Source organism: Stenotrophomonas sp. YAU14D1_LEIMI4_1, from assembly GCF_003086815.1.
Classification (GTDB): Bacteria; Pseudomonadota; Gammaproteobacteria; order Xanthomonadales; family Xanthomonadaceae; genus Stenotrophomonas.
On sequence record NZ_CP025997.1, the window covers coordinates 1777075 to 1795315 of the forward strand.

An 18241-nucleotide genomic window follows, 5' to 3' on the forward strand; every position below is an offset into this window, starting at 1 on the left:
GAGATCGGGCGGGCCACTAATGGAACGTTGCGGCGCGCCAGTGCCGGGAACGGGCAGCGTTCAGGCGAACCGGTTACCCTATGCCGCCATACAAGCTGGTAGCTGCAATGACCGACGCCACCGTGGCCGTCCCCGCCTGGGCCTCGCGCCTGCGCGATATCGCTGATTTCCCCAAGCCCGGCATCCTGTTCAAGGACATCATGCCGCTGCTCGCGCACGGCGAAGACTTCCGCGGCGCGATCACGGCAATGGCCGATCGTTGGCGCGACCAGAAGCTGGATGCGGTGGTCGGTATCGAATCGCGCGGTTTCATCCTGGGCGCGGCCATGGCGCTGGAACTGGGCGTGGGCTTCGTGCCGGTGCGCAAGCCGGGCAAGCTGCCGGGCAAGGTGCTGCGCGAGGAATACACGCTGGAATACCGCAGCGACTGCATTGAAGTGCACGCCGATGCGCTGCACGCCGGTGCGCGCGTGGCGATCATCGATGACGTGCTGGCGACGGGCGGTACGCTGGTGGCCGCGCTGTCGCTGGTGCGCCGCCTGGGCGTGGACGTGGTCGGCGCCGGCGTGCTGGTGGAACTGGACGGCCTGGGTGGCCGTGGCCGCTGGGAAGCGGATCTGCCGCTGCACACCGAACTGGTGTTCTGAGCGGGGAGCCCGATCCCGCAGGTGCCGCCTGCTTTGGTAGGTGCCAACCTTGGTTGGCACTGATGTCCGCGCGACCTGTGGAGCGCCAACCAAGGTTGGCGCCTACCAGATCGCGGTGATTCGCTCTGGTTGGCACCGGTTGGCGCCTACCGGATCACGGTGGCGCCTACCCGATCACATCATCCGCACGCGGAAGCGGCGGCCCTTGATCTTGCCGGCTTCCAGCTTCGCAACGGCCTTGTTCACGTGTTCGCGGGCGATGGCCACGTACGAACGGGTGGGGAAGATCGCGATCTTGCCGATGTGCTTGCCCGACAGGCCGGCATCGCCGGTCAGCGCACCCAGGATATCGCCGGGGCGCAGCTTGTCAGTCTTGCCGCCATCGATGCGCAGCGTGCGCATGGCTGCCTGCGGCAGCTCGGCCGGGCGCGATGTCGCCAGCGGGGTCTTCTGCCAATCCAGCGGCTGACCCATCTGAGCTTCGATCGCCTCGGCACGGGTCTTCTCGCGGCCTGCCACCAGGCTGATCGCCAGACCGCTGGCACCGGCACGGCCGGTACGGCCCACGCGGTGCTGGTAGCTCTCCACGTCGGTCGGCAGTTCGTAGTTGATCACTGCCGCCAGTTCTTCCACGTCCAGGCCGCGCGCGGCCACATCACTGGCCACCAGCACGTTGCAACTGCGGTTGGCCAGGCGCAGCAGGACTTCCTCGCGGTCGCGCTGTTCCATGTCGCCATGCAGGGCGAGTGCGGAGAAGCCGAACTGCTGCAGCGAGTTGGCCACTTCGTCCACGTCCTTGCGGGTGTTGCAGAACACCACCGCCGATTCCGGCGCGTACTTCAGCAGCAGGCCGGCCAGCGCCTTCTGCCGGTGCGCCGGTTCCACTTCGCAGAACAGGTGGCGGATGGCCGGGGCCTGGTCGGCGCCTTCCACGGTGACTTCCACCGCATCGTGCAGCAGGTCGCGGGCGATGGCGCGGATGCTGTCGGGGAAGGTGGCCGAGAACAGCAGGCTCTGGCGATCCTTGTGGGTGCGGCCGGCAATCTCGCGGATGGGTTCTTCAAAGCCCATGTCCAGCATGCGGTCGGCTTCGTCCAGCACCAGCGTGCGCACCGCGCCCAGGTTCAGTGCGCGCTTGCGGGCCAGTTCCTGCACGCGGCCGGGCGTGCCCACCACCACATGCGGGTCGTGGCCTTCCAGCGATGCCAGCTGCGGGCCCAGCGGCACGCCACCGACGAGTGTCAGCAGCTTCAGGTTGGGAATGCCGGTGGCCAGCTTGCGGATCTGCTTGCCGACCTGGTCGGCCAGTTCGCGGGTCGGGCACAGCACCAGCGCCTGCACGCGGATCAGGCTGGGGTCGATGGCCTGCAGCAGGCCCAGGCCGAAGGCCGCGGTCTTGCCGCTGCCGGTCGGCGCCTGTGCGATCACATCGTGGCGGTCCAGGATAGCGGGCAGGCTCTGCGCCTGGATCGGCGTAAGCGTGGTGTAGCCGAGGGCGTCCAGGCCGGGCTGCAGGGCCGGGCTCAGCGGCAGGGTCGAAAAGTCAGTCATGGCGCATTGTACCTGTCTGCGCGGCAGGGCCCGCCTGATGGCGTGGGGTCGGATCCCATTCCGCAGGAATGGGCTCTGACCCCATCGGAGTCGAATACACCGGGGGGCATCCACGCATGGCGTGGATCTACTGCCGGGTGTACCACGCGTTGAATCAGTAGACCCACGCCACGCGTGGATGGCGGTGTCCCGGCCCTCAGCCCAACACCGCCAGCACACCCTGGTGGATCGCCAGGCCACCCAACAGCAGCCACGCAAACAACACCAGCGCCAGCAGCAGCGGCTTCAGCCCGGCCTGGCGCAGCGCAGACACATGGGTGGTCAGGCCCAGCGCGGCCATCGCCATCGCCAGCAGCACCGTATCCAGCTGCACAAGCCCGGCCTGGAAACCTGCCGGCAGCACATGCAGCGAATTGAAACCGGCCACCGCCACGAACCCGAACGCAAACCACGGCACCACGATGCGCGGGGCCGTGCCTTCACCAGCCGCCTTGCCGCCTCGCGCCAGCCACAGCGACAGCCCCACCAGGAACGGCGCCAGCAGCATCACCCGCACCATCTTGGTGATCACGGCGGTATCGGCGGCGGCCTCGCTCACCGCGCGACCGGCGGCCACCACCTGCGCCACCTCGTGCACGGTGGCACCGGTGAACAGCCCGTACTGGCGCGCGTCCATGGCCAGCCAGCCATGCGACTGCGCCAGCGCAAACAGGGCCGGGTACAGGAACATGGCCAGCGTGCCGAACACCACCACCGTCGACACCGCCACGGTCACCTGCGCGGCCCGCCCGCGCACCACGGGTTCGGCGGCCATGACCGCCGCCGCGCCGCAGATCGCGCTACCGGCACCGATCAGCATCGCCGCTTCGCGCTCCATCCTGAACACGCGCACGCCCAGCCAGCAGGCCAGGCCGAAGGTGCTGGCCACCACCAGCGCATCCATCAGTACGCCGGCCACGCCCACCTGGCCAATGTCCTGGAAGGTCAGGCGCAGTCCGTACAGCACGATGCCCGCGCGCAACAGCCGATGCTTGGAAAAGCCGACGCCGGCTGCGCTGGCGGGGGCCAGTCGCGGGTAAAAGGTGTTGCCGACCACGATGCCGGCCACGATGGCCACGGTCAGCGCGCTCAGGCCATGCGCCTGCAGCCACGGCAGCTCGGCCAGGTACAGCGACGCCCCGGCCAGCAGACCCACCAGCAGCAGGCCGGGCAGGCGCGGTTGCCAGCGCTGGCGCAGAGCGGGCAGGTACCAGGGAGTCAGGGCAGGGGCGTTCATGGCGGGCGGGCATGGAGGAGGTGCGCCCAGCCTGCGCCCGCGCGGATTACCTGTAAAACGAATACTATGAGTGAAAACTACCTATCAAGCAGGTAATTGCATGCGCCTGACCCTGCGCCAGCTACAGGTCTTCGTCGCCATTGCCGACCACGGCAGCACCACGGCCGCCGGGCAGGCGATCGCCCTCTCGCAATCGGCCAGCAGTGCGGCCCTGCAGGAGCTGGAAGCGCACTTCGGTACGCCGCTGTTCGACCGCATCGGCCGTCGCCTGGTGCTGAACGGGCATGGCCGGGCCCTGCTGGAACCGGCCCGCACCCTGCTGGCGAACGCCGCCGACCTGGAACGACACCTGGCGGCAGGCGGCACGCCGGGGCAGGGCGCACCGCTGCACCTGGTGCTGGCGGCCAGCACCACCATCGGCAACTACCTGCTGCCCGCACGCATTGCCGCCTTGCTGCGGCAGACCCCGCAGGCCGAAGTCGACCTGCGCATCGACAACAGCGCCGGCGTGGTGGCCGCCGTGCAGCGGCTGGACGTGGACGCTGGCCTGATCGAAGGCCCGTGCCACGAGCGCGGCCTGCAGGTAACGCCGTGGCAGCAGGACCCGCTGGTGATCGTTGCCGCCGCAGACGCCCCCGCGTGCTGGTCGCTGGACGAATTGCGCGCCGCCCGCTGGCTGCTGCGCGAGCCCGGCTCCGGCACCCGCGAAGCGGTGGAGCAGGCCCTGCTGCCGCACCTGCACGGTTTCGCCCAGACCCTGCAGTTGGGCAACACCGAAGCGATCAAGCAGGCCGCTATTGCCGGGCTGGGCGTGGCCTGCCTGTCGCGCCACGCAGTGGAAGAGCCGCTGGCGCTGCGCCGCCTACAGGTGCTGGAGACTCCGCTACCGGCCCTGCAGCGCACCCTGTGGCTGGTACGCCACCCCGGCAAGCACTGGCTGCCGGGCTTGCAGGCGTTGCTGGGAGCGGTGGGATAATCACGCTTCACGATGGGGTCAGAGCCCGTTGCGCAGCAACGGGATCCGACCCCGACATACCCGTTCGCCGGCGAGATTCCGGCTGACCTCCCCAACGCTTACACTATGGGGATGCCTCTGATTACTCTGCAGAACGTCGACTTCAGCGTCGGCGGCCCGTTGTTGCTGGAAAAGGCCGAACTGTCGATCGAGCCGGGCGAACGCATCGCCCTGATCGGCCGCAACGGCGCCGGCAAATCCACCCTGCTCAAGCTGCTGTCGGGCGACCACAAGCCCGATGACGGCGAAGTGCGCGTGCAGCAGGGCGTGCGCGTCACCCGCCTGGAACAGGAAGTGCCGCACGGCGCCGCCGGTTCGGTGTTCGACGTCGTGGCCGACGGCCTGGGCGAACTGGGCCAGTGGCTGGCCGAATTCCACCACCTCAGCCATGCCGAGGAATTCGACGGCGAAGCGCTGGGCAACGTGCAGGCCAAGATCGACGCCGCCAACGGCTGGGGCCTGGACCAGCGCGTCAGCGAAACCCTGACCAAGCTCGACCTGGATGGCGAAGCCGAATTCGGCCGCCTGTCCGGCGGCATGAAGCGCCGCGTGCTGCTGGCCCGCGCGCTGGTGTCCAGCCCGGATGTGCTGCTGCTGGACGAACCGACCAACCACCTGGACATCGAAGCCATCGACTGGCTCGAAGCCTTCCTGAAGGGCTGGAGCGGCAGCGTGGTGTTCGTCACCCATGACCGCCGCTTCCTGCGCGCGCTGGCCACCCGCATCGTCGAGATCGATCGCGGCCAGGTCACCAGCTGGCCGGGCGACTGGGCCAACTACGAGCGCCGCCGCGAGGAACGCCTGAACGCGCAGGCGCAGGAAAACGCCCGCTTCGACAAGCTGCTGGCGCAGGAAGAAGTCTGGATCCGCCAAGGCATCAAGGCCCGCCGCACCCGCGACGAAGGCCGCGTGCGCCGCCTGAAGGCGATGCGCACCGAGCGCTCGCAGCGCCGCGACCTCAGCGGCAACGTCAAGATGGAAGCCGCCCAGGGCGTCAGCTCCGGCAAGAAGGTCATCGACGTCAAGGACATTTCGTTCGCCTTCGGCGAGCGCACCATGGTCCGCGACTTCACCACCACCATCCTGCGCGGCGATCGCATCGGCCTGATCGGCCCCAACGGCAGCGGCAAAACCACGCTGCTGAAGCTGCTGCTGGGTGAACTGCAGCCGGCCAAGGGCGAAGTCAACGCCGGCACCAACCTGCAGATTGCCTACTTCGACCAGTACCGTGCGGTGCTGCGCGAAGACTGGAGCGCGATCGAGAACGTGGCCGAAGGCCGTGATTTCCTCGAGTTCAATGGCAAGCGCAAGCACGTGCATGCCTACCTGCAGGACTTCATGTTCACCCCCGAGCGCGCGCGTGCGCCGATCACCCGCCTGTCCGGTGGCGAGCGCAACCGCCTGCTGCTGGCCAAGCTGTTCGCGCAGCCGTCCAACCTGCTGGTGATGGACGAACCGACCAACGATCTGGACGTGGAAACCCTGGAGCTGCTGGAAGAGCTGCTGGGCGAATACACCGGCACGCTGCTGCTGGTCAGCCACGACCGTGATTTCATCGACAACGTGGTGACCTCCACGCTGGTGATGGAAGGCGATGGTGTGATTGGCGAATACGTGGGCGGTTACAGCGACTGGCAGCGCTACGCGGCCAGCATCAGCAGCCCGGTAGCACCGGTGGTGGCCAAGCTGGCGCCGGCCGTCGCAGCGGCGCCAGTCGCCGCCGAACCGGCCGCCGCCAAGCGCAAGCTCAGCTACAAGGAAGCGCGCGAGCTGGAGCAGCTGCCCAAGACCATCGAAACGCTGGAAGGCGATGTGGAAGGCCTGACCGCGGCGATGAACGACCCCTCGTTCTACACCCGCAGCATCGCCGAAGTGACCGCCCACACCCAGCAGCTGGCCAAGGTGCAGGCCGAGCTGGACGCTGCGTACGCACGCTGGGAAGAGCTGGAAGGCTGATCGCGCGGCATGCGGTAGCGCGGGGCCATGCCCCGCGAGCGTGCAGCGCGGCGCATCGGGTGATCCGCCGGGCATGGCCCGGCGCTACCGGAAGGCGGACGGCGCAATGTGTGCGGACCAAGGTCCGCACCTACCAATGCCGGTGGCCGGCGCCGGTGCCCGGTAGATCCACGCCATGCGTGGATGGCGGGGTCATTTCACCCCGTGCAGGTCCCGCAGCTGGCTGGTCCGGCTGCCGAAGTACGCCGCCAGATCCGCAATGTCCTGGTCGCTCAGGTCTTTGGCCTGCGGCGTCATCAGCGCATGTTCGCGGTCGCCGGCGCGGTAGGCCTGCAGCGCATGGGCCAGGTAATCGCCGTACTGGCCGCCCAGCTTGGGGTAGGTCGGGTCGATCGGCGCGTTGCCGTCGGCACCGTGGCAATCGATGCAGCTCTGGTTGGTGGCCTTGCCCTTCACCTTGGCGCGGGCTTCGCCGGCGGCTTCGCGCCCGGCCGGCAGGCCGGCCGACGATGACGAGCCGTGCTCGCCACTGGCATGGCCAGGGTCGGCGGCGGATTTTTCGCTGTTTTCCACCTGCGACTGCGAACAGGCGGCCAGCAGCAGGGCGACGGACAGGGCGATGGCGTGACGCACGGGATGCGCGGCTTTCGACATGGGCGGGCCTTACTTGACGGTGGACAGGTAAACAGCGAGATCGGCGATCTCCTGTTCGCTGAAGCTCATCGACTGCGCCTGCATCGTCGGATGCCGGCGCTTGCCCTGGCGGTACTCGGTCAGGGCCTGGGTCAGGTACTGCTGGCTCTGGCCACCGATCTTGGGCACCCGGTAACTGGGGTAGGCGTTCTTGTAGCCGGTGATGCCATGGCACCCCTGGCAGGTGTAGGCCAGCACCCGGCCATTGTCGAAATTGCCGCTGGGCGCGGCAGGCGCCGGCGTGGCGGCAGGTGCCGGGGCCGGTGCGGGTGTGGCAGGTGCAGAAGCAGGAGCGGGCTGTGCGGCGGCCCCAAGGGGCAGGAGGACGGCCAGAGCGAGACAAGCGGCGAGCGGCTGCGGGCGCATGATGTCGTTTCCGGGATTCGGGTCTGGTCGTTCCGGCGTGGGGTACGGAACGGTCCCGAGTATAGCCGCAGGTTTCATCTAGCTGAAATGGGGGCGGTCCGACCAGCGGCGTGAAGGCACCATGACCTTTGGGATATGGTGTGGCCGTGAAGTGGTGCATTACTTTGGTAGCACACCTGTCCACACCCCCGTCCACGCATCTTCCAGGGACCTGACGATGTCGTACTCCAACTTGCTGCCGGGCCGCCGCAGCGCAACCTGTGCTGCCGCGCTGCTGCTCACCACCTCCCTGCTGCTGAGTGGCTGTGCCGCCGGGCCCAACAACGAGGCCAAGGCCGAAACCAAGGACGAGAAGAAGGTCGATGCGGTACCGGTGGAAGTGGCCGTGGCCAGCCATCGTGCCGTGGCCGCCAGCTACACCGGCACGGCGGCGCTGGAACCGCGCGCCGAATCGCAGGTGGTGGCCAAGACCTCCGGCGTGGCGCTGGCGGTTCTGGTGGAAGAGGGCCAGCGGGTTTCCGCCGGCCAGGCGCTGGTGCGCCTGGACCCCGATCGCGCCCGCCTGGCCGTGGCGCAGAGCGAAGCGCAGCTGCGCAAGCTGGAAAACAACTACCAGCGCGCCCAGAAGCTGGTGGGCCAGCAGATGGTCAGCGCCGCCGACGTGGACCAGCTGCGCTACGACCTGGAAAACATGCGCGCCCAGTACCGCCTGGCCACGCTGGAACTGTCCTACACCACGGTGGTGGCGCCGATCTCCGGCGTCATCGCCTCGCGCTCGATCAAGACCGGCAACTTCGTACAGATCAACACGCCCATCTTCCGCATCGTCGACAACTCGCGGCTGGAGGCCACGCTGAACGTGCCCGAGCGCGAACTGGCCACCCTGCGTGCCGGCCAGCCGGTCACGTTGTCGGCCGACGCGCTGCCGGGGCAGAGCTTCACCGGCACGGTGGACCGCATCGCGCCGGTGGTCGATTCGGGCAGCGGCACCTTCCGCGTGGTCAGTGCCTTCGATGGCGCCGCGCACGCCCTGCAGCCGGGCATGTTCGGCCGCATCCGCATCGACTACGACCAGCGCGCCGACGCACTGGTGGTGCCGCGCCTTTCGCTGCTGGACGATGGCGAACCGGCGGTGTTCCGCGTGCGCGCCGGCAAGGTCGCCCGCGTACCGGTGAAGCTGGGCTACGCCGAAGGCCCGTGGGTGGAAATCCGCGAAGGCCTCGCCGCCGGTGACCAGGTGGTCACGGCCGGCAAGGTGGCGCTGCGCGACGGTACTGCGGTGCAGGTCATCGCCGATCCCAACGCCAAGGCCAAGGCCAAGCCGGCCACGGTAGCCGCGGCCAAGCCCGCAGACAAGGCCGGGAGCCAGCAATGACCGCCCCGGGCCACGACCACGGTGCCTCGCCGGCGAGCGACGGCGCCGCCTCCGGCATGCGCGGCGGCCTGGTGGAATTCGCCACCCGCCGCCGCGTCACCATCGCCATGTGCACGGTCACCCTGCTGCTGTTCGGCCTGATCGCGCTGGGCAACCTGAAAGTAAACCTGCTGCCGGACCTGAGCTATCCCACGCTCACCGTGCGCACCGAATACACCGGCGCGGCACCGACCGAAATCGAAAGCCTGATCAGCCAGCCGGTGGAAGAAGCGGTGGGCGTGGTCAAGAACCTGCGCAAGCTGAAGTCGGTCTCGCGCACCGGGCAGAGCGATGTGGTGCTTGAGTTCGCCTGGGGCACCAACATGGACCAGGCCAGCCTGGAAGTGCGCGACAAGATGGAAGCGCTGAACCTGCCGCTGGAGGCCAAGGCGCCGGTGCTGCTGCGCTTCAATCCGTCCACCGAGCCGATCATGCGCCTGGTGCTGTCGACCAAGGCCGCGCCGGCCAGCGATGAAGACGCGATCCGCGAACTGACCGGCCTGCGCCGCTATGCCGACGAAGACCTGAAGAAGAAGCTGGAACCGGTGACCGGCGTGGCTGCGGTGAAGGTGGGTGGCGGTCTTGAGGATGAGATCCAGGTGGACATCGACCAGCAGAAGCTGGCCCAGCTCAACCTGCCCATCGATACCGTCATCAAGCGGCTGAAGGAAGAGAACATCAACATCTCCGGCGGGCGTCTGGAAGAGGGCTCGCAACGCTTCCTGGTGCGTACCGTCAACCAGTTCGCCGACCTGGAAGAGATCCGCAACCTGCTGGTCACCACCCAGTCGTCCAATGGCAGTGCAGCCGATTCGGCCCTGCAGCAGATGTTCACCATCGCCGCGTCCACCGGCTCGGCGGCCGCCGTTGCCGCGGCGTCGGCCGCGCAGAGTGCCTCTTCGGGCAATTCCAGCGTGGTCGCCAATGGTGTGCCGGTGCGCCTGAAAGACGTTGCCACCGTGCGCCAGGGCTACAAGGAACGCGAAGCGATCATCCGCCTGGGCGGCAAGGAATCGGTGGAGCTGGCCATCTACAAGGAAGGCGATGCGAATACCGTTGCCACCGCGCAGGCCCTGCGCACGCGCCTGGAACAGATCAAGAGCACCTTCCCGTCCGACGCCGAACTGACCACCATCGAGGACCAGTCGCGCTTCATCGAACACGCCATTGCCGATGTCAAAAAGGACGCGGTGATCGGTGGCCTGCTGGCCATCCTCATCATCTTCCTGTTCCTGCGCGATGGCTGGTCCACCTTCGTCATCAGCCTGTCGCTGCCGGTGTCGATCATCGCCACGTTCTTCTTCATGGGCCAGCTTGGCCTGAGCTTGAACGTGATGTCGCTGGGTGGTCTGGCCCTGGCCACCGGCCTGGTGGTGGACGACTCGATCGTGGTGCTGGAAAGCATCGCCAAGGCGCGCGAACGTGGCCTGGGCATCCTGCAGGCGGCCATCGTCGGCACCCGTGAAGTGAGCATGGCGGTGGTGGCCTCCACCCTGACCACCATCGCCGTATTCCTGCCGCTGGTGTTCGTCGATGGCATCGCCGGCCAGCTGTTCCGCGACCAGGCGCTCACGGTGGCCATCGCCATTGCCATTTCGCTGCTGGTGTCGATGACCCTGATCCCGATGCTCAGCTCGCTGAAGGGCCGCCCGCCGCTGGCGTTCCCGGAAGAACCCGGCGCCGACGCGTGGCGGCCGGACAGCCGCTGGCAGAAGCCGATCGCGCTGGGTCGTCGCGGGTTCGTGGCCAGCGTGCGCTGGAGCTTCTTCGCCCTGGCCTGGCTGGTGGTGCGCGTGTGGCGCGGCATCGTGGCCGTGGTCGGCCCGGTCATGCGCAAGGCCAGCGATATCGCCATGAAGCCCTATGCCGGCGCCGAGCGCGGTTATCTGCGCCTGCTGCCCAATGCGCTGGCCCACCCGGGCAAGGTGCTGGGCCTGGCCGGGCTGGCTTTCGTGGCCACCATGGCCATGGTGCCGATGCTGGGTGCGGACTTGATTCCGCAGCTGGCCCAGGACCGCTTCGAAATGACCGTGAAGCTGCCCGCCGGCACGCCGCTGAAGCAGACCGATGCGCTGGTGCGCGAACTGCAGCTGGCCCATGGCCAGAGTCAGGGCGTGGCCTCGCTGTACGGCGTCAGCGGCAGCGGCACCCGTCTGGATGCCAGCCCCACCGAAAGCGGTGAGAACATCGGCAAGCTGACCGTGGTGATGGCCGGTGGCGGAAACGCGAAGACCGAAGCGGAGATCACCGAGCGCCTGCGTGACAGCATGGGCCAGCACCCGGGAGCGCAGGTCGACTTCGCGCGGCCGGCCTTGTTCAGTTTCTCCACGCCGCTGGAAATCGAGCTGCGCGGGCAGGACATGGCCACCCTGGAAGTGGCCGGCCAGCGCCTGGCCGCGCTGCTGCGCGGCAACGCGCACTACGCCGACGTCAAATCCACCGTGGAAGAAGGCTTCCCGGAAATCCAGATCCGCTTCGACCAGGAACGCGCCGGTGCGCTGGGCCTGACCACCCGGCAGATCGCCGATGTGGTGGTGAAGAAAGTGCGCGGCGACGTGGCCACGCGCTACAGCTTCCGCGACCGCAAGATCGACGTGCTGGTGCGTGCCCAGGAAGGCGACCGCGCCAGCGTGGACAGCATCCGCCGGCTGATCGTCAATCCGGGCAGCACCCGTCCGGTCACCCTGGATGCAGTGGCCGACGTCATCGCCACCAGTGGCCCCAGCGAGATCCACCGCGCCGACCAGACCCGCGTGGCGGTGGTCTCGGCCAACCTGCGCGACATCGATCTGGGCGCGGCCATGCGCGAAGTGCAGCAGATGGTGGCCGAACAGCCGCTGGGTGCCGGCGTGGGCCTGCATATCGGCGGGCAGGGTGAAGAACTGGCTCAGGCCGCCACGTCGCTCATCTTCGCCTTCGGCCTGGCCATCTTCCTGGTCTACCTGGTGATGGCCTCGCAGTTCGAATCGCTGCTGCACCCGTTCGTCATCCTGTTCACCATCCCGCTGGCGCTGGTCGGCGCGATCCTGGCGCTGATGCTGACCGGAAAACCCATTTCGGTGGTGGTGTTCATCGGCCTGATCCTGCTGGTCGGCCTGGTCACCAAGAACGCGATCATCCTGATCGACAAGGTGAACCAGCTGCGCGAAGCCGGCGTGGCCAAGCACGAAGCCCTGGTGGAAGGGGCACGCTCGCGCCTGCGGCCGATCATCATGACCACCCTGTGCACGCTGTTCGGCTTCCTGCCGCTGGCGGTGGCGATGGGCGAGGGCGCCGAGGTGCGCGCGCCGATGGCCATCACCGTGATCGGCGGCCTGCTGGTGTCCACCCTGCTCACCCTGCTGGTCATTCCGGTGGTGTACGACCTGATGGACCGCCGCGGCGATGCCTACTACCGCGAACGCGGCCGCAAGCACGCCGGCGAAGGCCTGCACGGCGCCACCGGCAGCGCGGCGGGCGCGGAGGAACCGGCATGAGCGTTGCCGAGTTTTCCATCCGTCGCCCGGTCACCACCATCATGTGTTTCGTGTCGCTGGTGGTGGTCGGCCTGATCGCCTCGTTCCGGCTGCCGCTGGAAGCGCTGCCGGATATCTCCGCGCCGTTCCTGTTCGTGCAGATTCCCTACACCGGCTCCACGCCGGAAGAGGTTGAGCGCACCATCATCCGGCCGGTGGAAGAGTCACTGGCCACCATGACCGGCATCAAGCGCATGCGCTCGTCGGCCACCGCCGAGGCGGCGTCGATCTTCATCGAGTTCAGCGATTGGGACCGCGATATCGCCATTGCCGCCTCCGATGCGCGCGAACGCATCGATGCGATCCGCAGTGATCTGCCCGACGACCTGCAGCGCTACAACGTGTTCAAGTGGTCCAGCAGCGACCAGCCGGTGCTGAAGGTGCGCCTGGCCAGCACCACCGACCTGACCACCGCGTATGACATGCTGGACCGCGAGTTCAAGCGGCGCATCGAACGCATTCCCGGCGTAGCCCGCGTGGACATCACCGGCGCGCCGCCGAACGAGGTCGAGATCGCCATCGACCCGAACCGGTTGAATGCCCATGGCCTGAGCATCAACGAACTGAGCGAGCGCCTGCGCACGCTGAACTTCTCGATCTCGGCCGGGCAGATCGACGACAACGGCCAGCGCGTGCGCGTGCAGCCGGTGGGCGAGATCACCGACCTGCAGGAAATGCGCGACCTGGTGATCAATGCCACCGGCCTGCGCCTGGGCGATATCGCCGATGTGCGCCTGAAGCCGGCGCGCATGAACTACGGCCGCCGGCTGGACGGCAACCCGGCGGTGGGCCTGGACATCTACAAGGAGCGCAGTGCGAACCTGGTGGAAGTCTCGCGCGCGGCGCTGGCCGAAGTGGAAGCGATCCGTGCGCAGGATTCCATGCGCGATGTGCAGATCAAGGTGATCGACAACCAGGGCAAGGCGGTCACGTCCTCGCTGCTGGAACTGGCCGAAGCCGGTGCGGTCGGCCTGATCCTGTCGGTCACCGTGCTGTTCTTCTTCCTGCGCCACTGGCCGTCCACGCTGATGGTCACCCTGGCCATTCCGATCTGTTTCACCATCACCCTGGGCTTCATGTACTTCGCCGGGGTCACCCTGAACATCCTGACCATGATGGGCCTGCTGCTGGCGGTGGGCATGCTGGTGGACAACGCCGTGGTGGTGGTGGAAAGCATCTACCAGGAGCGCGAACGGATGCCCGGGCAGCCACGGCTGGCCTCGATCATCGGTACCCGCAACGTCGCCATCGCGCTCAGCGCCGGCACCCTGTGCCACTGCATCGTGTTCGTGCCGAACCTGTTTGGCGAAACCAACAACATCAGCATCTTCATGGCGCAGATCGCGATCACCATCTCGGTCTCGCTGCTGGCCTCGTGGCTGGTGGCCGTCAGCCTGATTCCCATGCTGTCCGCGCGCATGGCAACGCCCAAGCTGGTGCATTCGCAGACCGGCGTGATCGCGCGCCTGCAGCACCGTTACGCGCAGCTGCTGGACTGGTCGCTGCGCCATCGTGGCTGGAGCCTGCTGGGCATCGTGCTGGTGGTGCTGGTCAGCCTGGTGCCGATGAAGCTGACCAAGGTGGACATGTTTGGCGGCGAAGGTGGCAAGGACATCTTCATCGGCTACATGTGGAAGGGCGCGTATACCTACCGGCAGATGTCCGAGGAAGTGGGCCGCGTGGAAGCCTGGATCGAAGAGAACCGCGAGCGCCTGCACGTGCAGCAGGTGTATTCCTGGTACAGCGAACAGGAAGGCAGCTCCACCGTGGTCACTCTGGACGAGAAGCACGCCAAGGACATCAAGGCGCTGCAGGAGGAAATCCGCAAGGGTCTGCCCAAGTCCGCGCGCACCGACTACTTTGTCGGCAACCAGGGCGGCGATGGCGGCGGCGGTGGCAACCAGGGCGTACAGGTGCAGCTGGTGGGCGATTCCAGCACCCTGCTGCAGGAGATCGGCCAGGAAGTGCTGCCGTTGCTGGCGCAACGCAGCGAGCTGCGTGACGTGCGCATCGACAACGGCGAGAAGGGTGGCGAGCTGAAGGTGCACGTCGACCGCGAACGTGCCGCAGCCTTCGGCTTCAACGCCGAACAGGTGGCCAGCTTCGTCGGCCTGGCCCTGCGTGGCGCCCCCATGCGCGAGTTCCGCCGTGGCGACAATGAAGTGCCGGTATGGGTTCGTTTCGCCGGTGCCGAACAGAGCAGCCCGGAAGACCTGGCCGGCTTCAGCGTGCGCACCGGCGATGGCCGCAGCGTGCCGCTGCTGAGCCTGGTCAGCGTGGATGTGGGGTCCTCTGCCACCCAGATCGGCCGCACCAACCGCCAGACCACGCTCACCATCAAGGCCAACCTGGCCGAGAAGATCACCGCACCCGACGGCCGCAAGGCGATCGAGGCCGTGCTCAAGCCGATGAACTTCCCGGCCGGCTATGGCTACAGCTTCGACGGCGGCGACTACGGCAACGACGATGAAGCCATGCAGCAGATGGTGTTCAACCTGCTCATCGCGCTGGTGATGATCTACGTGGTGATGGCCGCGGTGTTTGAATCGCTGCTGTTCCCGGCGGCGATCATGAGCGGCGTGCTGTTCTCGATCTTCGGCGTGTTCTGGCTGTTCTGGATCACCGGCACCTCGTTCGGCATCATGTCCTTCATCGGCATCCTGGTGCTGATGGGCGTGGTGGTGAACAACGGCATCGTGATGATCGAGCACATCAACAACCTGCGGCGTGGCGGCATGGGCCGCACCCAGGCATTGGTGGAAGGCTCACGCGAGCGCCTGCGCCCGATCATGATGACCATGGGCACGGCGATCCTGGCGATGGTGCCGATCTCGCTGACCAACACGCAGATGTTCGGCGATGGCCCGGAGTACGCCCCGATGGCGCGCGCGATTGCCGGCGGCCTGGCGTTCTCCACCGTGGTCAGCCTGCTGTTCCTGCCCACGATCTACGCCCTGCTGGACGACCTGCGCAACGCCGCCGTGCGCCTGATCCGCCGCGCCCGCGTTCGCCCGGTAGAGTCGAGCCTGCTCGACTGAACGCAGGGCCGAGCCCATTCGACTGCCGCCAATGGCGGCAACACCGTGTGTAGTGGTGGGGGGAGACCGGTCGTAGTGGGGCGGTCTCCCCCTTCTTTTTTCCGGGGCCGATCAGGCCTTGCGCAGGAACCAGGTCCGGCGCGTGTACTCGTGACCGAAATCGACATGGCCAAATCGCGCGATCTCGCGCTGGCCACGGCGGTAGTAACGCCACGGGGCCTTTTCAGGCAGCGCGGTCTGGCCGTAGAACACGTCCATGTGGCCCACCGGCATCGACTTGGGCGTCACGTGCATCACCACGCTGCGGCGGGTGCCGGCCGACGGGTGCGGCGCACCGCCATGGAACAGCTGCGGGTGCCAGACAATCACATCGCCCGGCTGCACATGCACCGCCTGCGCCTGCAGTCCGGCTTCCTCGCACTGGCGCGCCACCGCTTCCTGGTAGCCCGCCCAGCCTTCGCCAGCCATGGGGCTGACCGGGCCATCACCGAAGACTTTCTTCCGCAGTGCCTGCAGGTCGATGGGCGGCAGCAGGTGGCTGCCCGGCACCACGCGCAGTGGACCGTTGCTGTCATCCACCGCGTCCAGCGCCGTCCACACGCCCATGTAGCGCTCGCCCGGCGAGGTGCAGAACACAGGGGTGTCGCGGTGCAGCGACTGCTCCGATCCGCGCTCGTAGTACAGGCTGGTGTAGAGCGTGGTGGGCTCACCGAAGAAGCGGTCGCAGACATCGATGGCCGCGTTGTCGGTCAGCAGCGCGGTCATTGCATCCACCACCAGGTGCAGGTTGACGATCCGGTACAGGCGCTGGTGGGCATCCAGGTTGCGCGTCACCGCTTTCACGTTGCGCTGCTTGAACCGCGCGATGCGCTGGTTGATGTCCTCCACCAGCGCCGGCGCGATCGCCTGGCGCACCACCACGTAGCCATCGCGCATCAGCGCTTCATATGCATCCATTGCTCAATCGTCTCCTTAACGCGTAGGCCTGCAGTGCAGGCCCGGGTTTCAGCCTGCCACCTTGCCCCACACCCGGCCAGCGGTCAGCCACAGGCCCAGCATGCTGCCCAGGTTGGTCAGCATGAAGGTCAGCACCACCCGGGTGACCCGGTTGCGGTACCAGCCCTTCAGGCTCTGCGCATCGTCGCGCAGTTTCAGGAAATCCTCGTAGGCCGGCTTGCGCAGGCGCGCTTCCACCAGCGCCGAGAACGCACCGGTGGGAATGCTCAGGCGGAACGGCTTGAACGGTGCCACCACGATCGCGGTCAGGATGCTCAGCGGGTGACTGCCGGCCAGCAGGCAGCCCAGGCCGGCCAGGCCGCCGGTGTACATCGCCCAGGTCGCCAGCAGTTCGGTGCCCACGCCCAGCCCGCCGCGGTAGAAGCCCACGCCAATACCGGTCACCACGATGGCCAGGATCGCCAGGGTGAACCAGGGAATGTTGCGCTTCTTCGGCACCGCTTCCAGCTCGGCACGCAGCGCTGCCGGTGCCTCGTTGTCGGTTTCCAGGTAGCGCGCCAGGCCGGCCAGGTGGCCGGCGCCGACCACGGCCAGCACCTCGCGCTGCAGCGGGGTGTGCTCCTCGCGCAGGCGGGTGGCCATGTAACGGTCGCGCTCGCCAATGATGGTTTCGTACAGCGCCGGGCTTTCGCTGGCGAATTCGCCGAAGCTCGATTCCAGCATGTCGCCCTGCTTCAGCTTCTCGATCTCGTTCTCGCCCACTTCTTCGGACGAGAACAGACCGGCGCCGAGCCCGGCCACCAGCTTCAGCTTGCCGAAGAAGCCCAGACGTTGCGACGCGCGGCGGAAGGTCAGGCCCACTTCGCGGTCGATCAGGTGTACCGGCAGGTTGCGCTCGCGCGCCAGGTCCACCGCACGCTTCAGCTCGGCGCCGGGTTCGATGCCCAGCTGCTCGGCCAGGCGGCGCTGGTAGGCCGACAAGGCCAGGTTGGCGGCGAACAGGGCCACGCGGCCCTTGCGGATCACTTCCACCAGGTCCAGCTTGGCCAGCGTGTCCGGATCGCTCAGTGCCTGCAGGCGCTGCGGGTCCAGTTCCACCGCCACCGCATCGAAGCGGCCGCTGTCGATGGCCTTTTCCACGGCCTCCACGCTGGCGTGGGAAACGTGGGCGGTGCCCAGCAGGGTGTAGCGCACGCCGTCGCGCTCGACAACGCGCACCGGCTGACCGGCAAACAGATCGTCGCCGGTTTCGGGAAGGGTTTCAGTCATGGGGTCATTCATTGGAAGGGGCGGTGTCGGCGCCGTCGCCGAGCGCGCGCTGCATCTGCACGGTGTCCAGCCAGCGGCCGTGCTTGCGGCCCAGGCCCTGGAACACGCCCACCAGGTGGAAGCCGAAGCGTTCGTGCAGCTTGATGGAGGCAGTGTTGGTGGGTTCGCCGATCACCGCCACCATCTGCCGGTAGCCGCGCGCGGTGCAGGCATCGATCAGCGCCTGCAGCAGGCGCGTACCCACGCCGTTGCCCTGGAAGGCGGCATCCACATAGACCGAATTTTCCACGGTCCACTGGTAGGCCACGCGGGTGCGGTAGGTGTTGGCGTAGGCGTAGCCGGCCACTTGGCCGTCGATCTCGGCCACCAGGTAGGGGAAGCCGCGGTCGATGATGTCGCGCATGCGGCGCAGCATCTCGGCCGCATCCGGAATGTCGTACTCGTAGGTGTTGACGAAATCGGTCACTTCCACCGCGTAGATCGCGGTGATCGCAGCAATGTCGGCCGGGCCGGCATCACGGATGAGGACGGCCATGCCGGGTCT

General features: G+C 67.4%; 12 protein-coding genes and 1 pseudogene. 6 read left to right on the top strand and 7 right to left on the bottom strand.

Annotated features, from left to right (window positions below):
- The first annotated feature begins 107 nt into the window (after positions 1 to 107).
- Entirely contained in the window at positions 108 to 647 is a 540-nt protein-coding gene (locus C1932_RS08310; RefSeq protein ID WP_108752856.1) for an adenine phosphoribosyltransferase, read from the top strand.
- 174 nt (positions 648 to 821) lie between these two features.
- Here C1932_RS08310 and dbpA read toward each other — a convergent pair whose 3' ends face one another.
- On the bottom strand, positions 822 to 2198 hold the full coding sequence (gene dbpA, locus C1932_RS08315) for an ATP-dependent RNA helicase DbpA (RefSeq protein ID WP_108761808.1): 1377 nt from the start codon (positions 2196 to 2198) through the stop codon (positions 822 to 824).
- Between the two features lie 196 nt (positions 2199 to 2394).
- Complete coding sequence (locus C1932_RS08320; RefSeq protein WP_108761809.1) at positions 2395 to 3474, bottom strand: YeiH family protein; 1080 nt, start codon at positions 3472 to 3474, stop codon at positions 2395 to 2397.
- Positions 3475 to 3574: 100 nt separating this feature from the next.
- On the opposite strand from C1932_RS08320, the gene C1932_RS08325 reads away from it, so the two are divergent.
- Together C1932_RS08325 and C1932_RS08330 are read left to right on the top strand one after the other, a co-directional pair.
- On the top strand, positions 3575 to 4450 hold the full coding sequence (locus C1932_RS08325) for a LysR family transcriptional regulator (protein ID WP_108761810.1): 876 nt from the start codon (positions 3575 to 3577) through the stop codon (positions 4448 to 4450).
- 111 nt (positions 4451 to 4561) lie between these two features.
- Complete coding sequence (locus C1932_RS08330; RefSeq protein WP_108761811.1) at positions 4562 to 6445, top strand: ATP-binding cassette domain-containing protein; 1884 nt, start codon at positions 4562 to 4564, stop codon at positions 6443 to 6445.
- Positions 6446 to 6637: 192 nt separating this feature from the next.
- On the opposite strand, the gene C1932_RS08335 is transcribed toward C1932_RS08330, so the two are convergent.
- Positions 6638 to 7099: a cytochrome c gene (locus C1932_RS08335; RefSeq protein WP_108752862.1), complete on the bottom strand. Its 462-nt coding sequence runs from the start codon at positions 7097 to 7099 to the stop codon at positions 6638 to 6640.
- Positions 7100 to 7108: 9 nt separating this feature from the next.
- Positions 7109 to 7504, bottom strand: a complete 396-nt coding sequence (locus tag C1932_RS08340) for a c-type cytochrome (protein ID WP_108752863.1) — start codon at positions 7502 to 7504, stop codon at positions 7109 to 7111.
- A gap of 217 nt (positions 7505 to 7721) precedes the next feature.
- Between C1932_RS08340 and C1932_RS08345 the strand changes: the two genes are divergently transcribed.
- From C1932_RS08345 to C1932_RS08355, 3 genes and pseudogenes are all read left to right on the top strand, one after another.
- On the top strand, positions 7722 to 8879 hold the full coding sequence (locus C1932_RS08345; protein WP_108761812.1) for an efflux RND transporter periplasmic adaptor subunit: 1158 nt from the start codon (positions 7722 to 7724) through the stop codon (positions 8877 to 8879).
- A 62-nt stretch (positions 8880 to 8941) separates the two neighbouring features.
- A pseudogene (locus tag C1932_RS08350) lies at positions 8942 to 12394 on the top strand (efflux RND transporter permease subunit); the annotation flags it as partial.
- Positions 12391 to 15471 (top strand): efflux RND transporter permease subunit, encoded by a 3081-nt coding sequence (locus C1932_RS08355; RefSeq protein WP_108761813.1) that lies wholly within the window; start codon positions 12391 to 12393, stop codon positions 15469 to 15471. The pseudogene C1932_RS08350 and the gene C1932_RS08355, both read left to right, overlap by 4 nt.
- Before the next feature lie 111 nt (positions 15472 to 15582).
- On the opposite strand, the gene C1932_RS08360 is transcribed toward C1932_RS08355, so the two are convergent.
- The 3 genes from C1932_RS08360 to C1932_RS08370 are packed head-to-tail and all read right to left on the bottom strand — an operon-like array spanning position 15583 to position 18232.
- On the bottom strand, positions 15583 to 16428 hold the full coding sequence (locus C1932_RS08360; protein ID WP_108761814.1) for a phytanoyl-CoA dioxygenase family protein: 846 nt from the start codon (positions 16426 to 16428) through the stop codon (positions 15583 to 15585).
- A gap of 48 nt (positions 16429 to 16476) precedes the next feature.
- The gene (locus C1932_RS08365) at positions 16477 to 17709 is read right to left on the bottom strand and encodes a TraB/GumN family protein (RefSeq protein WP_108761815.1); all 1233 of its coding nucleotides are present in this window, start codon (positions 17707 to 17709) and stop codon (positions 16477 to 16479) included.
- On the bottom strand, positions 17702 to 18232 hold the full coding sequence (locus C1932_RS08370) for a GNAT family N-acetyltransferase (protein ID WP_108755985.1): 531 nt from the start codon (positions 18230 to 18232) through the stop codon (positions 17702 to 17704). Before C1932_RS08370 ends, C1932_RS08365 begins: the two co-directional genes overlap by 8 nt.
- Positions 18233 to 18241 lie beyond the last annotated feature (9 nt).